16 protein-coding genes are annotated in these 15,667 nt (G+C 52.6%); 12 read left to right on the plus strand and 4 right to left on the minus strand.

Going from position 1 to position 15,667, the window contains the following annotated elements; genetic code table 11:
* Window positions 1-169: 169 nt before the first annotated feature.
* The 4 genes from L2W58_RS11975 (at window position 170) to L2W58_RS11990 (ending at window position 2,050) form a co-directional block, all read left to right on the plus strand.
* Entirely contained in the window at window positions 170-637 is a 468-nt protein-coding gene (locus L2W58_RS11975) for a DUF4376 domain-containing protein (protein WP_236103653.1), read from the plus strand.
* 90 nt (window positions 638-727) lie between these two features.
* Entirely contained in the window at window positions 728-1,180 is a 453-nt protein-coding gene (locus tag L2W58_RS11980; RefSeq protein WP_236103654.1) for a hypothetical protein, read from the plus strand.
* A complete protein-coding gene (locus tag L2W58_RS11985) occupies window positions 1,177-1,725 on the plus strand; it encodes a glycoside hydrolase family 108 protein (RefSeq protein WP_236103655.1) in 549 nt (182 codons plus the stop codon). Before L2W58_RS11980 ends, L2W58_RS11985 begins: the two co-directional genes overlap by 4 nt.
* Before the next feature lie 10 nt (window positions 1,726-1,735).
* Window positions 1,736-2,050 carry a phage holin family protein gene (locus L2W58_RS11990; RefSeq protein WP_236103656.1) on the plus strand — a complete coding sequence of 105 codons (315 nt, stop codon included), beginning with the start codon at window positions 1,736-1,738 and terminating at the stop codon, window positions 2,048-2,050.
* Window positions 2,051-2,295: 245 nt separating this feature from the next.
* Here L2W58_RS11990 and L2W58_RS11995 read toward each other — a convergent pair whose 3' ends face one another.
* The gene (locus tag L2W58_RS11995; protein ID WP_236103657.1) at window positions 2,296-3,687 is read right to left on the minus strand and encodes an amidohydrolase; all 1,392 of its coding nucleotides are present in this window, start codon (window positions 3,685-3,687) and stop codon (window positions 2,296-2,298) included.
* A gap of 18 nt (window positions 3,688-3,705) precedes the next feature.
* Window positions 3,706-5,118: a YfcC family protein gene (locus L2W58_RS12000; protein WP_236103658.1), complete on the minus strand. Its 1,413-nt coding sequence runs from the start codon at window positions 5,116-5,118 to the stop codon at window positions 3,706-3,708.
* Window positions 5,119-5,299: 181 nt separating this feature from the next.
* On the opposite strand from L2W58_RS12000, the gene L2W58_RS12005 reads away from it, so the two are divergent.
* The 4 genes from L2W58_RS12005 to L2W58_RS12020 all read left to right on the plus strand — a co-directional run bounded on the left by L2W58_RS12005 (window position 5,300) and on the right by L2W58_RS12020 (window position 10,117).
* Entirely contained in the window at window positions 5,300-6,328 is a 1,029-nt protein-coding gene (locus tag L2W58_RS12005) for a lysylphosphatidylglycerol synthase transmembrane domain-containing protein (RefSeq protein WP_236103659.1), read from the plus strand.
* Window positions 6,321-8,528, plus strand: coding sequence for a glycosyltransferase (locus tag L2W58_RS12010; RefSeq protein ID WP_236103660.1), 2,208 nt, complete (start codon window positions 6,321-6,323; stop codon window positions 8,526-8,528). The genes L2W58_RS12005 and L2W58_RS12010 overlap by 8 nt, the downstream gene beginning before the upstream one ends.
* An 80-nt stretch (window positions 8,529-8,608) precedes the next feature.
* Entirely contained in the window at window positions 8,609-9,571 is a 963-nt protein-coding gene (locus L2W58_RS12015) for a calcium/sodium antiporter (RefSeq protein WP_236103661.1), read from the plus strand.
* A 45-nt stretch (window positions 9,572-9,616) separates the two neighbouring features.
* A complete protein-coding gene (locus L2W58_RS12020) occupies window positions 9,617-10,117 on the plus strand; it encodes a pyridoxamine 5'-phosphate oxidase family protein (protein ID WP_236103662.1) in 501 nt (166 codons plus the stop codon).
* 65 nt (window positions 10,118-10,182) lie between these two features.
* On the opposite strand, the gene L2W58_RS12025 is transcribed toward L2W58_RS12020, so the two are convergent.
* Both L2W58_RS12025 and L2W58_RS12030 read right to left on the minus strand, forming a co-directional pair.
* Window positions 10,183-10,665 (minus strand): SAM-dependent methyltransferase, encoded by a 483-nt coding sequence (locus L2W58_RS12025; RefSeq protein ID WP_236103663.1) that lies wholly within the window; start codon window positions 10,663-10,665, stop codon window positions 10,183-10,185.
* A 78-nt stretch (window positions 10,666-10,743) separates the two neighbouring features.
* Window positions 10,744-12,042: an MFS transporter gene (locus L2W58_RS12030; protein ID WP_236103664.1), complete on the minus strand. Its 1,299-nt coding sequence runs from the start codon at window positions 12,040-12,042 to the stop codon at window positions 10,744-10,746.
* A gap of 140 nt (window positions 12,043-12,182) precedes the next feature.
* Between L2W58_RS12030 and L2W58_RS12035 the strand changes: the two genes are divergently transcribed.
* The 4 genes from L2W58_RS12035 to L2W58_RS12050 all read left to right on the plus strand — a co-directional run bounded on the left by L2W58_RS12035 (window position 12,183) and on the right by L2W58_RS12050 (window position 15,587).
* Window positions 12,183-12,839, plus strand: coding sequence for a helix-turn-helix transcriptional regulator (locus L2W58_RS12035; RefSeq protein WP_236103665.1), 657 nt, complete (start codon window positions 12,183-12,185; stop codon window positions 12,837-12,839).
* A 31-nt stretch (window positions 12,840-12,870) separates the two neighbouring features.
* Window positions 12,871-14,733 carry a thiamine pyrophosphate-dependent enzyme gene (locus tag L2W58_RS12040; protein ID WP_236103666.1) on the plus strand — a complete coding sequence of 621 codons (1,863 nt, stop codon included), beginning with the start codon at window positions 12,871-12,873 and terminating at the stop codon, window positions 14,731-14,733.
* Window positions 14,733-15,281: a 2-oxoacid:acceptor oxidoreductase family protein gene (locus L2W58_RS12045; RefSeq protein ID WP_236103667.1), complete on the plus strand. Its 549-nt coding sequence runs from the start codon at window positions 14,733-14,735 to the stop codon at window positions 15,279-15,281. Before L2W58_RS12040 ends, L2W58_RS12045 begins: the two co-directional genes overlap by 1 nt.
* A gap of 123 nt (window positions 15,282-15,404) precedes the next feature.
* A complete protein-coding gene (locus L2W58_RS12050) occupies window positions 15,405-15,587 on the plus strand; it encodes a hypothetical protein (protein ID WP_236103668.1) in 183 nt (60 codons plus the stop codon).
* The last annotated feature ends 80 nt before the right edge of the window (window positions 15,588-15,667 follow it).

Here is a 15,667-nt window from a genome sequence, read left to right on the forward strand (position 1 = left end):
CTGGGATACGTTGGCTATCAGTGTCCAAATGTCCCCTATTGGGGGAGCCTGGACTGAATTTGAATTAGTGGAGAACCGCATAACTCGTAGGCAGATTGTTCCCCTCCCCGTCCTCATGTCCACTCTCCCCGCCAGTCTATCCAGGGGTTTCAGATAAGGAGATAATATCATGATAGAATCAATTATATTCGCAGGGAATCATTACACACCCGCAGAGTTTGATACATATCAAGCAGAACATCCGGAGGCGTTTTTACCGCCGGAACCTTATGTCCCGACGTTCGAGGAGCGCAAGGCTCGAAAGCTGTCGGAACTCGCCACGGCCCGTTACATCTCCGAGACCGGTGGCGTGGACGTCTCCATGGGTGATGCGACAGTGACGATCCGTACCGATCGAGAGAGTCAGGCGATGATCACCGGTGCGGCGCTCAAGGCCACGTCGGATGCAGAGTACTTCTGCCGCTGGAAGACGGTCCAGGGATTCGTGACCGTGTCGGCGGCTCAGATCATCGCCGTTGCCGACGCCGTGAGGGATCACGTCCAAGCGTCGTTCGATCGAGAGGCCGAACTTGTGGGCCTCGTCGATGCCGCCACCACGGCGGATGAGCTGGAGGCGATCACATGGACCAATGAGTAGGGAGCAGTCGAAAGCGAAAGCAGGACGAAGGCGAAGGGAGATTACCGATAGGTGGTCTCCCTTTTTTTATTGAGATAAGGAGGCACGAATATGCAGAGTAACGTCGAAAAGATCAAGGAAGCCCTGAGCACTCTGGTGGCCGACGCTAAGTATCTGAAAGAGCGGATGAACGAACTGTCCGAGTGGAACAGTCTCAAGAAGGTAAGGGAGAACCTATCGAATGTGGTCGACTTCGTCGGTCGTATAGTCGTGTTCGCCGAGTTGGCCACCTCGCAGGTGAAGGACGAGATCTCGGGACTTCAGTCAAAGGACAAGAGAGACGCCGTCGTGGAATACCTGGACGGTCTCATAGTCCTTCCCTGGTTTCTGGAGCCCTTCGATGGCCCCATAATCCGAGGACTGGTGGACTATGCCGTCGACAAGCTCAACGAGCGCCTCGGTCACGACTGGGGACTGGACAGGATAGAGGAACTGGCGACCCATGGCAGGGACATATTGGATATAGCGGGCCCTTTGCCATGGGAGGGGAGAGGGACAAAGTGACGGACAGGTTCTCTGAAGTCCTCTCCGTGGTGTTGGGTTTCGAGGGCGGATATGCGGACGATCCGGACGACAGGGGAGGGCGGACCAATTACGGCATAACGGAAAGGACCTTGAGATCGGCATACGACAGAAAGATAGTCTCCCATAGGGATATACGATCTCTATCGATGGCTGACGCTACCCTCATTTATTGGGCCGATTACTGGGACCCCGTAAAAGGGGACCTCTTGTCCGAACCTCTGGACCTGATACTCTTCGACTGTGCCGTTAACCACGGGGTGGGGGGAGCTGGACGGCTGCTGCAGAAGACCCTGAACCTCGTGGCTGATGCGGACCTTAGCGTCGACGGGGTCATAGGTCCTAACACCCTAAAAACCTTGAAAAAGGCTCTGGACGGCAATTCGCCCGAGGCTCTATCAATGAGTGTTCTTGCGATGCGGACCAGGTTTTATGTGAAGATCGTCGAGGGAGACTCCAGCCAACGAAAGTTTCTGTGGGGTTGGGTACGTCGAAGGGTGGCCGGGTTGATAGACGAGATAAAGTGAAGGAGGGACCATGCACGACTACGTTGAAGCCCTCAGAAAACTGGCGGGGATCATATTCCCCGCCGCACTCATGGCTATGGTGGGATCCTTCGTTCGATATGTGAGGCTCCACAGATCCGAGCCGTTCTCATGGGGCGAATTTATAGGCGGAATGATAACGGCGGGATTCGCCGGGGTGGTCGTTCAATGTTTCTGCCGCGGGATCGGGCTCAATGCCTGGCTGACTTCCGCCGTCGTGGCCATGGCCGGATACAGTGCCGGACAGATTCTAGACTTCGGTCAGGAGCTTCTGCTAAAATGGCTGGAAAGGGAAACAAAGCGATAGGCGGGGGTACGTCGTCTAGTGTTTTGGAAAAGTAGCCGTTTAGGCATGTTTTTGTCTCCAAGGTGTCTCCAAACTATGTAACCTCTTGCAATTAGGGAGTATTCTGTGGTCCGCGCCTCCACCATTAGCCATTTCGTAGCCGTCGGGATCGTCGCAGATCCCGACGGCTACTGTATTATGATTAAACATCAACGGCCGGAGCGAATATAAGCATTGCTCCGGCCATTTTTATAACGCGTCCGTCTTTATCTTATCTTCGGTCTAGCTCCGGGAATCAAAGGGCTCTCGTAAAGCTCTCCATCTGTGTCCCTTTCGAAGGCGTCTTTTGCCTTTTTCAACAGCGATGTGTCCCTTAAAAGCTCCAAAGCGGTCAGAGTAAGTACTTCGGAGGCGAAGTTCATGCCCTTCAATCCGACGGTGCTACCGAAGGATTCGTTGCTTTGCCAGGAGTGTAGAGAGGTCCCTATGGGCATGGCACAGGTCGTTATCTGAAGGGTGGGTACGATGTGGGATACGTCTCCCACGTCGGTCGATCCCGCCATGGTCTTTCCCCTTGCCATGGGGCCTCCTCCTGGAAGATAGACATCGCTTAGCTCCCGACCCAGAAAGTCTGAGGTGGCTCCGTATTTTTTGAACGCCTCTTTTACCGTTTTCTCCGATAGGCTGGATTGCAGCTTAGCTGCCTTCTCTCGATCGACCTCGTCGAAGCTCGGTCCTCCAAGTTCCGACATTATCTTTGACGCGACCTCGTTTAACACCGGGTTGGATAGGTAGTCGTAAAGTCCGTCGATCATATCGATCTCGAAGGTCGTGTCGGTCATAAGAGCTGCTCCCTTGGCGCAGTTGACCACCCTTTCGAAAAGAGGCTCCACCTGGTCTCGCCTGGGGGCTCTGACGTAGTAGCATATAGTTGCCTCGGCTGGGACCACGTTGGGAGTCTTGCCGCCAGAGGTTATAACGCTGTGGATCCGTGCCTCCTGGATCATGTGTTCCCTCAGGTAGTTGACCCCTACGTCCATCAGTATGGCTCCGTCCAGGGCGCTTCTGCCCGCCTCCGGGGATTGGGCAGCATGAGAGGTGACCCCTTTGAAGACGAAGTTACAGGCGTTCAGGGCGAGGGTTCCCGCCTCCCATACGGCGTTTACGTCAGAGGGATGCCAGGTCAGGGCGGCGTCCAGCTCGGAGAAGCAGCCGTCTCTTGCCATATAGACCTTCCCGCCGTTGTTTTCCTCGGCGGGGCAGCCGTAGAAGACCACCGTTCCGGACAGATTTAGCCTTTCCATATGTCTCTTTAGAGCCATAGCGGATCCTAGAGAGGCGGCTCCGAGGAGGTTGTGTCCGCATCCGTGCCCCGGGCCGCCGTCTTCGGCTATGCCAGGCAGAGCGTCGTATTCTCCCAGAAATCCTATACATGGGGAGCCGGAGCCCCAACTAGCCGATATGGCTGTGTCCAGGTCGCCGATCCCTCTTCGGATCTGAAATCCCTCAAGGGTAAGAATTTCCTGGTATCTGTCGGCGGCGTATCTCTCCTCAAGGCCCAGCTCGGGATTTTTCCACAGGTCCAGGGCCAATTTTTGCGATATCGGTGCTATTTCCCCCAATAGACGCAGAATATCCCTTTTCGATTCATCGGTCATCGTATCGATCCTATGTGCTTAGAACGGGCCGTAACCTATGGCGATAGCTCCCCAGAGGAATAGAACCTGAACTACGAAGAGCACGGCGAAGAGGGGAAGGAACCAACGCAGATAACGGCTGAGAGGAACCTTAGCGAGAATGCAACCGATCAGGATGAAGCCTGTTGGCCAAAGCAGGTTGGAGAATCCGTCTCCGAACTGAAAGGCCAGCACTGCCACCTGTCTTTTAACCTCCAACAGATCGGCCAGAGGCGCCATTATAGGCATGGTAGTGGCCGCCTGTCCCGATCCGGACGGAATGAGAAAGTTCATCAGAGTCTGGAATAGCAGCATCCCGACGGAGCTCAGATAGGCCGAGCCCTGACCCAGAAGATTTGCCATTCCGTTTATTATGGAATCCACGATTTTGCCTTCCGATAATACGACCAGGATACCCCGTGCCACTCCCACCACCATCGCGGAGAGGACTCCCTTGCTCATCCCTTCAACGAAAAGTTCGGCGATGCGGCTGGGTGCCTTCCTGTCCGCTATGCCTACCAGAATACCCATGATGAGGAACAGCCCAGCCAGCTGGTTGATATACCAGTGAAGCTTAAGGAGTCCGAATCCTGCGATCAGTATGGTGATCAAAAAAAGCATTAGGACGGTTTTGTGGGTTTTCGTGAACTGAAGGTTCACCTTTTCTTCGTCGAACGCCAAGTCTTCGAAGTCAAGGTCGCTTACCACACTCTTGGATGGGTCTGCCTTGACCTTTGCGGCATATCTGAGGGTCCAAGCTATGGTTATGCTTCCCATAACGGCCAGTATCAACAGTCTGTAGGCCAGCCCTGAGAAGAGGGGAAGTTCCGATATGGTCTGTGCCACCCCGATGGTGAATGGGTTTACCGTGGCTGAGGCGAATCCTATGCCGACGGAGACGAACGATACAGCCAATCCCACTATGGGGTCGTATCCCAAAGCCAAGGCTAGGCTGGCGAAGATGGGGACGAAGGCGATCATCTCCTCGTAGGACAGGGTTCCGGTGGATCCCCATATCATGAACACGGCCATGAGGACTCCGAATGTGATGTTGGCCGAAGCTGGGTTGGACCGTGTCTTGCGGACCATCCAGGCTATGAAGGCGTCTATGGCTCCTGTCGACATCACCACGTAAATGGAGGAAAATACGATAAAGATGAAGAATACTATCGACCCCGCCTGGGTCATGCCTTTCTGGACGGCTACGAACATCTGGAATGGATCGACCGGTGCCTGTTCAACCGAGTGAAAACTGTCCGGTACTATTACGGTCCTATTGCTTTTCGGGTCCAACTGCCTGCTGAACTCTCCGGCTGGGACGAACCAGGTTGTCACCATGGCTACTACCATTATGGATAGGAGTATGACGAATACGTGTGGGAATGAAGAGCGTTTTCTCTTCTGTGTGTCCATAACAAGACCCTCCTGTAGTTTATTTTGTGGATCAAAAGTAACTATTTTATAGTTTATCTCTTCGGCCTTATGAGGTCAAGTGTTCCCTCTGTGTGGAGTCCTGTGGATCTGGTATGATGTGTCCGAAAGTGAAGGGAGCGATGGTATGGTGGCCTCGGATCGTAAGGATTTTCCCACCAATGTGATAGAACGAATAGGGCGGATTCGTCTTGTTTTATTCGCTTTGCTTTTCGTCTCTTTGAGCGTTCTAGTCCCGGTATTCCTTTCCCAAAGTCTGGATGGCTATTTTCACGTGGATTACGGTTTTCTGTCCCTTCACACTGTGCTTTATCTGCTAGGGCTTTTGGTCGTCTATTTTTGTTGCGACGGCTTAAGACTTTACTATGTGCTTCGATCGATGGGACATAAAATCCCCTTTTGGGGGTTGGTCAAGCTCGTTTTTGTAAACATCTTTTTCTCGAATATAACCCCGATGGCTACCGGTGGAGGTTTTGCCCAGATATGGTATCTTCGGAGATTCGGTGTACCCCTAGGCACTGCGACGGCGGCTACGACCTTGAGAACCTTCCTCGCCACTGCCTGTATATTCGGGGTATCTCCTTTTCTGCTCCTCTTTTTGCACCCCTTTTCGACTTCCTCCGGAGGGTGGATTCTGTCCTTAGTTTTCGCATCTTTGGGGATCATCTATCTGTCTCTGTTCTGCCTGGCTCTGCTCAAGAGAAACTGGATGATATTCGTCCTGCATAGGGGGCTTAATTGGCTCTGTCGAGCCAAGGTGATCGACAGAGCCAGGGCCGTTTCCTGGAGATCCAAGGCGGTAAAGGAGATCGTGCGTTTCTCCAGGGGTATCAGACGCTGTAGCAGAGGAGGTGCCGATATCCTTCTGTCCGTGTTATGTACGGCCGTTTTTCTAATGGCCCTCTTCTCCTTTCCCTTTTTTCTTCTTCGGGGGACCGGTTATCCCGTGCCTTATCTATTTTCAGTAGGTCTCTTGATCTTGACGACTTTTATAATGTACTTTTCGCCTACCCCTGGTGGTGCTGGTTTTGCCGAGGGGCTATTCGGCCTTTTTTTCCTGTCGTCGATCCCCTCGTCCGAGTTGGTCTCGGTGATAGTTATCTGGCGTTTTCTGACCATATATTTGGGAATGGGAATAGGCTTCATTTTCACGTTGACCGATTTTTTCGGTCGGAGACGTTGCGATGCGTAGATCCAGAGAGCTCAAGATCCTCTTCTATATCAACGTCGTGATAATTATTTTTTTGGTGGGGTATAAGCTGTATCTCAATTTTGTGGAGGAGGATTACGGAGCGGTTCACGCCGTTCAGATGGAAAGAATAGAGAGGCGTTTAAAGGGGAGGTCCCGTTTTTCCTTTACCGTCGTTGGGAACGTGAAGAATTCGATCGGAATTTTCGAGAAAAAGATCGTTCCTCTCCTTAACTCGAGCGAAACGGATTTCGTGGTCTCCGCCGGAAACGCGGTCAGCGGTGGAGGAGAGGACAAGTACAGGGCTCTTCACAGCACCATGGAGAAGCTGGACATACCCTATATGCTCACTTTCGGGGAGGACGAGGAGAGTGCTTTCGGAGGTGGTCGGTTTTACGAACACTACGGTCCGTACCTGTTCACCTTCGTGGCAGGAGACAGCAGGTTCGTTTTTCTGGATGGGACCGGGAAGACCTCGTGGGATTGGCAGTTTAGATGGTTTGAGGATCTGATGGCCGGATCCTCGGAAGAGCATGTTTTCGTTTTCGTGGGACGACCTCCCATACCGGTAAATACAGTAGGGCTTGTCGGGGTTTCGAGCAAATCCTTTTTGGATCAGGACGTGGGGCGAAAACTGGTCTCCATGTTCTCCCGTTTCGGTGTCGATGTCGTTTTTTCAGCCAATCTGCCCTTTTTCGACGAGACCTTCTGCGATGGGGTCAAGTACGTAATAACCGGAGGCTCGGGTGGGTTGGTCTTGAACGATGATCTCAGCTTCTACCATTATGTGCAGGTGAGGGTGGATGAGGACGATGTCTTGATAGAGCCGATAAGGCTGAATATCGGACAACATCCGCTCTTTCGGACCTTGGAGAGCATTTGGTTTTTCGTTCATTCACTTTTCTACGTCGGATACGTCAACTTTCTTTTGATGGTATGTATGTGTGCAGCCGTGGCGATATGGCTTTATTCGGTGGTATTCGTCGAGAAAAATTACTATCCTGATTTCGATAGTCCCTCCGATCCGACGTTGAATAGATCTATAGGGGTCGCCATGTTCACCAATACATTTTTCCCTTTCATCGGCGGAGTTCCCGTGTCGGTGGACAGGCTGAGACGGGTTTTGATCTCTCTGGGACATCGGGTGATCGTCGTAGCTCCCGGAGGCGGAAAGGACGAAGAAGGGGTTCTGGGCGTTCCCCCTATCCTCAGAGGATTCAGGGTTTTCGGGGTGGCGGTCTCCAACATCTTTTTTCCTCGTATATACCGCTCAGTCTCGGATTTCAAACCCGATATAATCCACGTTCATCATCCCTATTGGCTTGGCTCCGTCGGGTTGTTTCTGGCCGGACGGATGGGTGTTCCGGTGGTCTATACCTATCACACCAGACTGGATCGTTTCGATCACGCTGTTCCCATTCCGGGGGCGTTGTTTCGTAATTTTCTCTCTCACGCCATGGTGCGGCATTTCTGCAATAAATGCGATGGAGTGGTGGTACCTACCGAATCTGCGGAGTATTATCTTCGTATGATAGGAGTTCGGCGACCTCTTTTCGTGCTTCCTACCGGTATAGACAGGGAGCTTTTTTCCAGGGTGTGTCGAGATCAGGTGGAAGATCTTAGGGACAAACTGGGATTGGGAGAGAAAAAAATATTGATAACGGTCTCCAGGTTGAGCAAGGAGAAGAACATCCTTTTTATGCTGGAGGCTATAGCGTCGCTTCGGGATAAGTGCGATGTATCTTTCAAATTTCTCATAGTGGGGGATGGCCCTGATAGAGAAGAGGTAGAAGCCGCTATATCCGACCTTCGATTGGACGATACGGTGGTTCTGGTAGGAGCTGTGTCTCCTGAGAATATTCCGGTTTACTATGGTTTGGGCGATCTATTTGTCTTTGCTTCCTGTTCGGAGACCCAGGGTATGGTGGTGCTGGAGGCTTTGACCATGGGATTGCCGGTGGTGGCGGTCAGGTCAAGCGGCGTGGACGATTTTATCAGGGATGGAATCAACGGTTATAAAACCCTTCTGGATAAGGTTTCCTGGTCCGACAGAATTAGGACTTTGATAGAGAATCCCGATCTCAGCAAGAGGATATCGGAAAACGCCGAGGCGTTTGCCCGGAAGTACGGCATGGAGGAGTTCGGAAGGTCGATGGAGAAGGTATATGCCAGGCTTTTGAATAAAAGAATAGCAAAGGACTAAACTTTTTTGCTTTTGTGGTATCCTTACGATGATGTTTTTGAGATTTGTCTGTCCTATCGAAAGGTGTGTTGTGTGAAATCATGGTCCTATCGGTTTCTGTCGTCGTTTTCGGGCTGGCGCTCCTGGTATGGAGCGCCGATCGTTTTGTAGAGGGGGCAGCCTCGTCTGCTAAGAAGTCCGGAATGTCTCCCATGCTGATAGGCATGGTGATAATGGGTTTCGGGACATCCGCTCCCGAGATGGTCGTCTCCGTGTTATCCGCTTTCCAGGGGAATCCCGGTATCGCTCTAGGCAACGCTTACGGCTCCAATATAGCCAACATAGCGGTTATCTTGGGAGTTACAGCGGTCATCTCGCCTATAGCAGTAAGCGGAGGGGTATTGCGGAAAGAGCTTCCGGTCTTATCCGTCGTTACGTTGCTGGCAGCCTTTCAGCTTTACGACGGCAGGCTTTCCCGGCTGGACGGAGCGGTCCTTCTCCTCTTCTTTGCTGTTATCCTGACCTGGGGGATTGTGGATGGCAGAGAAAATAGCGTAAAATCAGAAAACGATTCGTTGCCTAATGCTTCGGACAGAACTAACCGCAGAGACTCCTTCGATTTGCTTGTCGGTTTGGTCGTTTTGGTCATGTCCTCCAAGTTTACGGTCTGGGGGGCCGTCGACATCGCCCATCGTATGGGTGTCAGCGATCTGATTATCGGTCTTACCGTGGTGGCTCTAGGAACTTCTCTGCCCGAGCTGGCTTCTTCCATCATGGCATGCAGGAGAGGTGAGCACGAAATGGCTTTGGGGAACGTCTTGGGATCCAACCTTTTCAACACCTTAGCTGTGGTTGGCCTTGCCGGGACGATCTGCCCGATGGACGTGCCCCCGGAGATTTTATCCAGGGACATGGCCGTCATGGGGGTCTTGACCCTTTCTCTCTTCGTAATATGTTACGGATTTAGAGGAAAGGGCAGGATAAACAGGTTCGAAGGAGCCGGTCTTCTCGCCGCATCCATGATGTACTCGGGGTGGCTCTTGTCGTCTTCTCTGGGTATGTAGTTGTTTTTAGGGAAACTCGATATTCTATAGGGGAGGGATCGTTCCATGCTGCATCGTCCTATGAGACGAAAGGATAGAGAGGTTACGGATCAAGATCGTATAGATTCAATCTTGGATCGTGCTCAGGTCTGTCATCTGGCTCTTTTCGACGGAGAGTGGCCCTACGTGCTGCCGATAACCTTTGGATACGAGCCGGGTCATATGTATTTTCACTCCGCCAAGGAAGGCAAGAAGATCGATATAATAAAGAAAAATCCGAGGGCTTCTTTTTGCGTCGAGGTCGATGTCCTTCCAGTTCCTGCGCCCAAGAAGAGGTCGGGGCTTGACCTTCTCTACCGGAGCGTGGTGGGATTCGGGGAGATCTCGGTGATTCCCGACGACGAAGAGGATAGGAAAAGACACGCTCTGTCCGTGTTGGCGGCACACTATTGTCGCCAAGGTGTGGATATCCCCCGTCCCAGAGCCCTCCTGGACAAGGTAGAGGTTTTAGAGATGGAAATAGTGCATATTACGGGTAAAGAAAAAGGTCCCTTCATAGAGAGATAAAAAGACGGCAGATCGTGGCAAAACACGATCTGCCGTCTCTCTTTGTATTCTTCGCTTCTAAGGAGCTACATTTCCTCGTCCCAGTTAAAGAACGCTGATTCTTCTCTGGTGCTAGGCCAATGAGAGCACCATTCGGGGACTTTAGGATTTTCTATTGCGTCTAGACTGGGGGAGTAGGGCTTTATATCCAGTAAGGGGCTTCCGGAGAATGCGTCGATATAGTCTACTGTCAGGATTCCCTCCTTTTGGTCGATATCGATGATTTTTGCAGAACTCAGCCCTATGCGATTGGGCCTTAGAGGGGTCCTGGTTGCGAAGACTCCCATTCGTTCGGGGCCCTTCCTGTAGGGCTTTGTACATACAAGCCTATCCTCAATGGGAACGTCATTCTTCTCCGGTTCGACCATATGGAAAAAATACAGCAGAATAACATGACTGAATCCGTTCAGACCGTTCAGGCCGTTTCTGAACATTGGGTTCAAGTGAATTGCGAAATAATCCTCGGAAGTTACTATTTCCCCTATAGGCTTTAGAGATATATTCTTCATTTTTATGCACCTCCATAAGGATGTGCAGCCGGCTGCCGAGGATCAGTATAGCCTCATTCTTTATTATGTCAAACTTAATTATAAAGCAATATCGTCCTGCGGGCTTTTAGATACGTTTTTGCAGTTGGTCTCAGGGAAGACCAGCGAGCATATCAGGCCCAGGATGGTCGCTCCTAGACATACGCCAAGAGCGGCGGTGAATTTTTCTTGAGAGGTGAGATGCGACATGTTTTCCAGCATCATTCCCATCACTGTGGTTATGACAGCACTTCCCAGAAAAGCCCCGGTGTTGACCAGGGCTATAGCTACTCCGGTCGATTGGGGTCTGTTTATCTCCTTGACTATGGCCCAGGATATGACGTAGGACGTGGCGGAGAATCCCACCATGAAGAAAAGGGGCCTTATTGCCCATACCGGCGGTTTGCCCTGCCACAGTACCACTATTGCCAACCAGGTCGCGGTCGCCAAGACGTTCATCAAGACCAGTGGCAGCTTTCTCTTTCCTATCCTGTCCGAAATGGAACCGGCGGTTATTCCTCCGACGATCGTACCGTAAACGGCAAAGGAAACCATGGAGGATGCCTGCTGAACCGTCATCCCGTATACATCCTGTAAATAAGGGGTTCCCCAGGTTCCGGAAAGAGCCAGATAAACTCCGCTGTAGCATCCGAAGAACACGAACACCGGCCATATGCGCCAGTCCGAAGCGGATTCCTTAAGTGTGCTCATAAGAGGAATTGGCACGACGTCTTCTCCGATGTCGTTCGACTCGTCTATGGCGGGGAAGCCCTTCTCCTGTGGGGTATTTCGTATCACGATCCAGCAGAGAGCGGCTATGCCGAAGGTGGCCACGCCTATGGTCACGAAAGAGGCTCTCCAGCTGACCAGACCGACCAGTATAGCCAATGGGGCCTGGGCCAGCACCCCTCCCAGGTTACCGACCAGAGAGGTCAGTCCTGACATCGTTCCGAACTCCCTTTCCCTGAACCACTGGGATTGGATCTTCAGGATCGAGACGAATACGGTGGACACTCCTACTCCGACCAAAAATCTTCCTATCAGCAGCAGGCCGTAGCTGGACGCTGTGCCGAAGAGTACCGATCCGGTTCCCGCCAGCATCATTCCGACCGACACGGTTACCCTGGCTCCCAGGGAATCGGCCATGAGTCCCACCGGGATCTGCATGAGCATGTATGCGTAAAAATAGGCCGATGCCATGTTTCCGAAGGCTGTGGAAGAGAGATCGAAGGTTTCCGTGACGTTCGCTCTGACAACTCCAGCGGCGAGACGGTGAAAGAACACCACCATATAGGCCAGTACCATGGCTCCCCATACGGCCCATCTGTATTTAAGGGCTTTCCTCATATCCCCTGTCATCCTCTTACCCCCTGTGATCTCTTTTGTGTGCTCCAATTCCGATAAAGCATATCAAAGGATTGACGGAATATCAATTTTTTTGTATAAAGATGACGTGCCACGTTTTTGATGTGGCGTCAAAAGTGTGAGGGGGAGTCTCTGTGGAAAAGCTGCATCCGATATTGAGATCCATGTTGCCCATGGTAAAGGGGCTCGCCTTGGCTTTGGGCCCCGATTACGAGGTGGTACTGCACGATGTCTCCGATCCGGATCACTCGGTCGTGGCCATAGAGAACGGCCACGTCACGGGCAGGTCCGTAGGTTCGCCTCTGAGGGATTTCGCCCTCTATGTCCTGAAGTCCGCCGAGGAACAGGATCGGGACTACGTGGTCAACTATCTCACCCGATCGAAGGACGGCAAGCGGATACGTTCGAACACCTTTTATCTTAAGGACGATACTGGAGAGATCGTGGGATATATGTGCGTCAACTACGACATGACCAAGGCGGAGATGGTCAAGGGAATGGTCGATTTTTTGGTGGCGGTGGATCCCTCGGCGGCTTATTCCGAGTTCGACGTGGATGGTCCTCAGGGTAAGTTCGAGGATCTTCTGGAGCGTAACCTGAGGGTGCTCAGAGGAAGGGTTGGAAAACCGCTGCACCTATGCTCTAAACAGGAGTGTCTCGAGGCGGTTAAGGACCTGGACGAGGGAGGCTTTTTTCTTTTGAAGGGGGCGGTCGAGACCCTGGCTCAGGAGACCGGTAAGACGAAATACACGATTTATTCCTACATAAGAGAGGTCAGGAAAGAAGATTGACCCATGAATTGCCGAAGGGGGAAATAACTTCATGTCAGAGAGAAGAATATTGCTCGGAAACGAGGCGATAGCCAGAGGGGTTGTGGAGTCGGGGTGCGCCGTCGCCACGGCCTATCCCGGAACTCCTTCGTCGGAGATATTGCCTGCCATAGCGGCATACTCCGACGAGATGGGAACCAATACCCAGGTGGAGTGGGGGGCCAACGAGAAGGTTGCCCTGGAGATGGCCATAGGGGCCTGTTATGCCGGAAAGAGAAGCTGTGCCGTGATGAAGCAGGTCGGATTGAACGTGGCAGCAGATCCCTTCATGAGCGTGGCCCATCAGAAGCTGGACGGAGGTCTGTTGGTCGTGGTGTCCGATGATCCGGGATGTCACGCATCTCAGGACGATCAGGACAGCAGGGCCTATGCCGCAGCGGCTAAAATACCCTGTTTTGACCCTTCCGACGCGAGGGAGGCGAAGGCCATGGTTGCGGACGCATTCGATCTGGCCGATAGATACGGGGTCATGGCCATGCTCAGACCCACCGTAAGGGTGGACCACTGTCGGCAGGACGTGGAGATTATGGACGACGTGGTTTCCCAGAAGGACGCCGTTTTCGATCGTAAACCCGCCGGCAAGAGGATAGTCATGCCGGCGGTCATACACGGTTTTCTCGACGATCATTCCGATCGTTTCGAGGCGATTCGCGGGGAATTCGGAGCTATGGACCGCTATAACTTCGAGGTTCCCTCTGAAGAGCCCGCCAAGTTGGGGGTCATAGCCTGCGGCATATCCTACTCGGTTGTCAGGGATATACTCAATCGGCTGGGACGGAAAGACGTCTCCATACTGAAGATAGGCACTCCTGTGCCTCTGCCGGTGAACCTGGTGGAGGACTTCGTCGACAGACACGACCGAGTTTTGATCCTGGAGGAGACTCAACCGGTTGTCGAGGGACAGATCCCGAACAGGACCGCCGTCATGGGAAGATGGAACGGTTGGGTTCCTAAGACCGGAGAGTTGGTTCCGGAGGTCGTAGAGTCGCTTCTTCTCAGGGCCCTCGGGGTCGAGGAGGATCTTTCGGACCGCGAGGTTTTTAATAAAATAGAGGAGGAGCTTTCTCCGGAGAAGAGGCGTCCCAGACTCTGTCCCGGATGCTCTCACCGTCCGGCTTATTTTTCGATAAGGAAGGTCTTCCCCGATGCGGTTGTAGCAAGCGATATAGGATGCTACGGCCTAGCCATAGCCCAGAATGCGGTGGATACCAACATCTGTATGGGAGGATCGGTCACTGCCGCATCGGGCATATATCTGGCCTTTAAGGCCGACGGCAAGGGGACGGATCGTCCCATATTCGCCACCCTCGGCGACTCCACGTTCTTTCACAGTGGAATGACCGGTCTGGCCACGGCAGTTTACAATCGTCACGCCTTCGTTCTGGTCATATTGGACAACCGCATAACGGCCATGACCGGAGGACAGGATCATCCTGGAACGGGAGATAAAATGCGTTCCGGCGAGGAAGGGGTATCTGTATCCATAGAGGAAGCGGTCAAGGGATGTGGCGTGAAATGGCTTTCCGTCCTGGATCCCTACGATATAGAAAAGAACAAAAAGACTATCGAAAAGGCCTGGGAACACGCTTCCTCCAACCGTGAGCCAGCGGTTATAGTGTTCCGTCACCCCTGTATAACCATGCTCAAGGTCAAGCCTGAGTATCGTCCTGTGAAGGTGGATCCGTCTGCATGCATAGGATGTGGTCTTTGTATAAGGGATTTCAACTGTCCCGGCCTGGTCTGGGACCAGGCAACCGGAAAGGCGATGGTGGACGATCGCTATTGCGTCAACTGCGGCGTATGCGTAGCTGTGTGTCCCAAGGGCGCGATAGTTCCGGAAGGAGGGGACAGATAATGCGGATAGTCATCGTGGGAGTCGGAGGACAGGGCATTCTGTTTTCCAGCAAGGTGCTTGGAGAGATCGCCCTGAGGCGGGGCGAGAAAGTCGTAGGCAGCGAGGTCCACGGCATGTCCCAAAGGGGAGGCTCGGTCATAAGCCATTTCAAGTCGGGGGACCATTTCGGGCCTTTGGTGCAAGTCGGAGACGCCGACGTCGTCCTGGCTTTCGATACAGACGAGGCAATAAGAAACGTGTCGTTTCTCCGGCCGGGTGGAACTCTTATCGTGAACTGCGACGACCCAGCCAGGTTCGAGGCCGGGGCAATGGGAGAATATCTTCGGGATAAGGACATAAAGGTTCTGCCGGTCGACGGATATGGAATCCTCAGAGAGAGGATGAGAGGCCGGTTTCTCTTCCTCAACGTGATGATATTGGGGGCTTTGGTGGCGTCCGATTCCTCCGGTCTCTCCATGGAGGATATGGAGTCGGCTGTGGCAGATCTGTCTCCCGAGAGGTTCAGGGACGACAATCTGAAAGCTCTGAATTTGGGTTTTGAGAGGTAAAGATACAATATTTCGTCCCCTTTCCCGGTCCTCGGACCGGGATTTTTTTTGCCGTATCCACTGGGAGGATGTTACTGTTCCATGTATAATGTCTACAGGTTTTTTTGTCGGAGGTGTGATTGCATGGATGGTATCAGGTGTCCTTCCTGCGGAGGAAGCAGAGTGTTACCTATATACAGAGGTTATTTGACCTTTGATCTGGCCCGGGCGGTGGAGGAGAAAAGAGCCGTCTACGACGGCCCCATCGTCTCGGACGAAGGTGGCGATTCGTGGCTCTGCCTGAACTGTATGAATAGATGGCGGTAGCTTTTATGGATCGAAGGGAGTGGTAGAGCGGTCTCAAGGGGGCAGAAAGTTTTGTGAAGTACATAACATTTTTTACAATT

It is taken from the genome of Dethiosulfovibrio faecalis, assembly GCF_021568795.1.
Taxonomy (GTDB): domain Bacteria; phylum Synergistota; class Synergistia; order Synergistales; family Dethiosulfovibrionaceae; genus Dethiosulfovibrio; species Dethiosulfovibrio faecalis.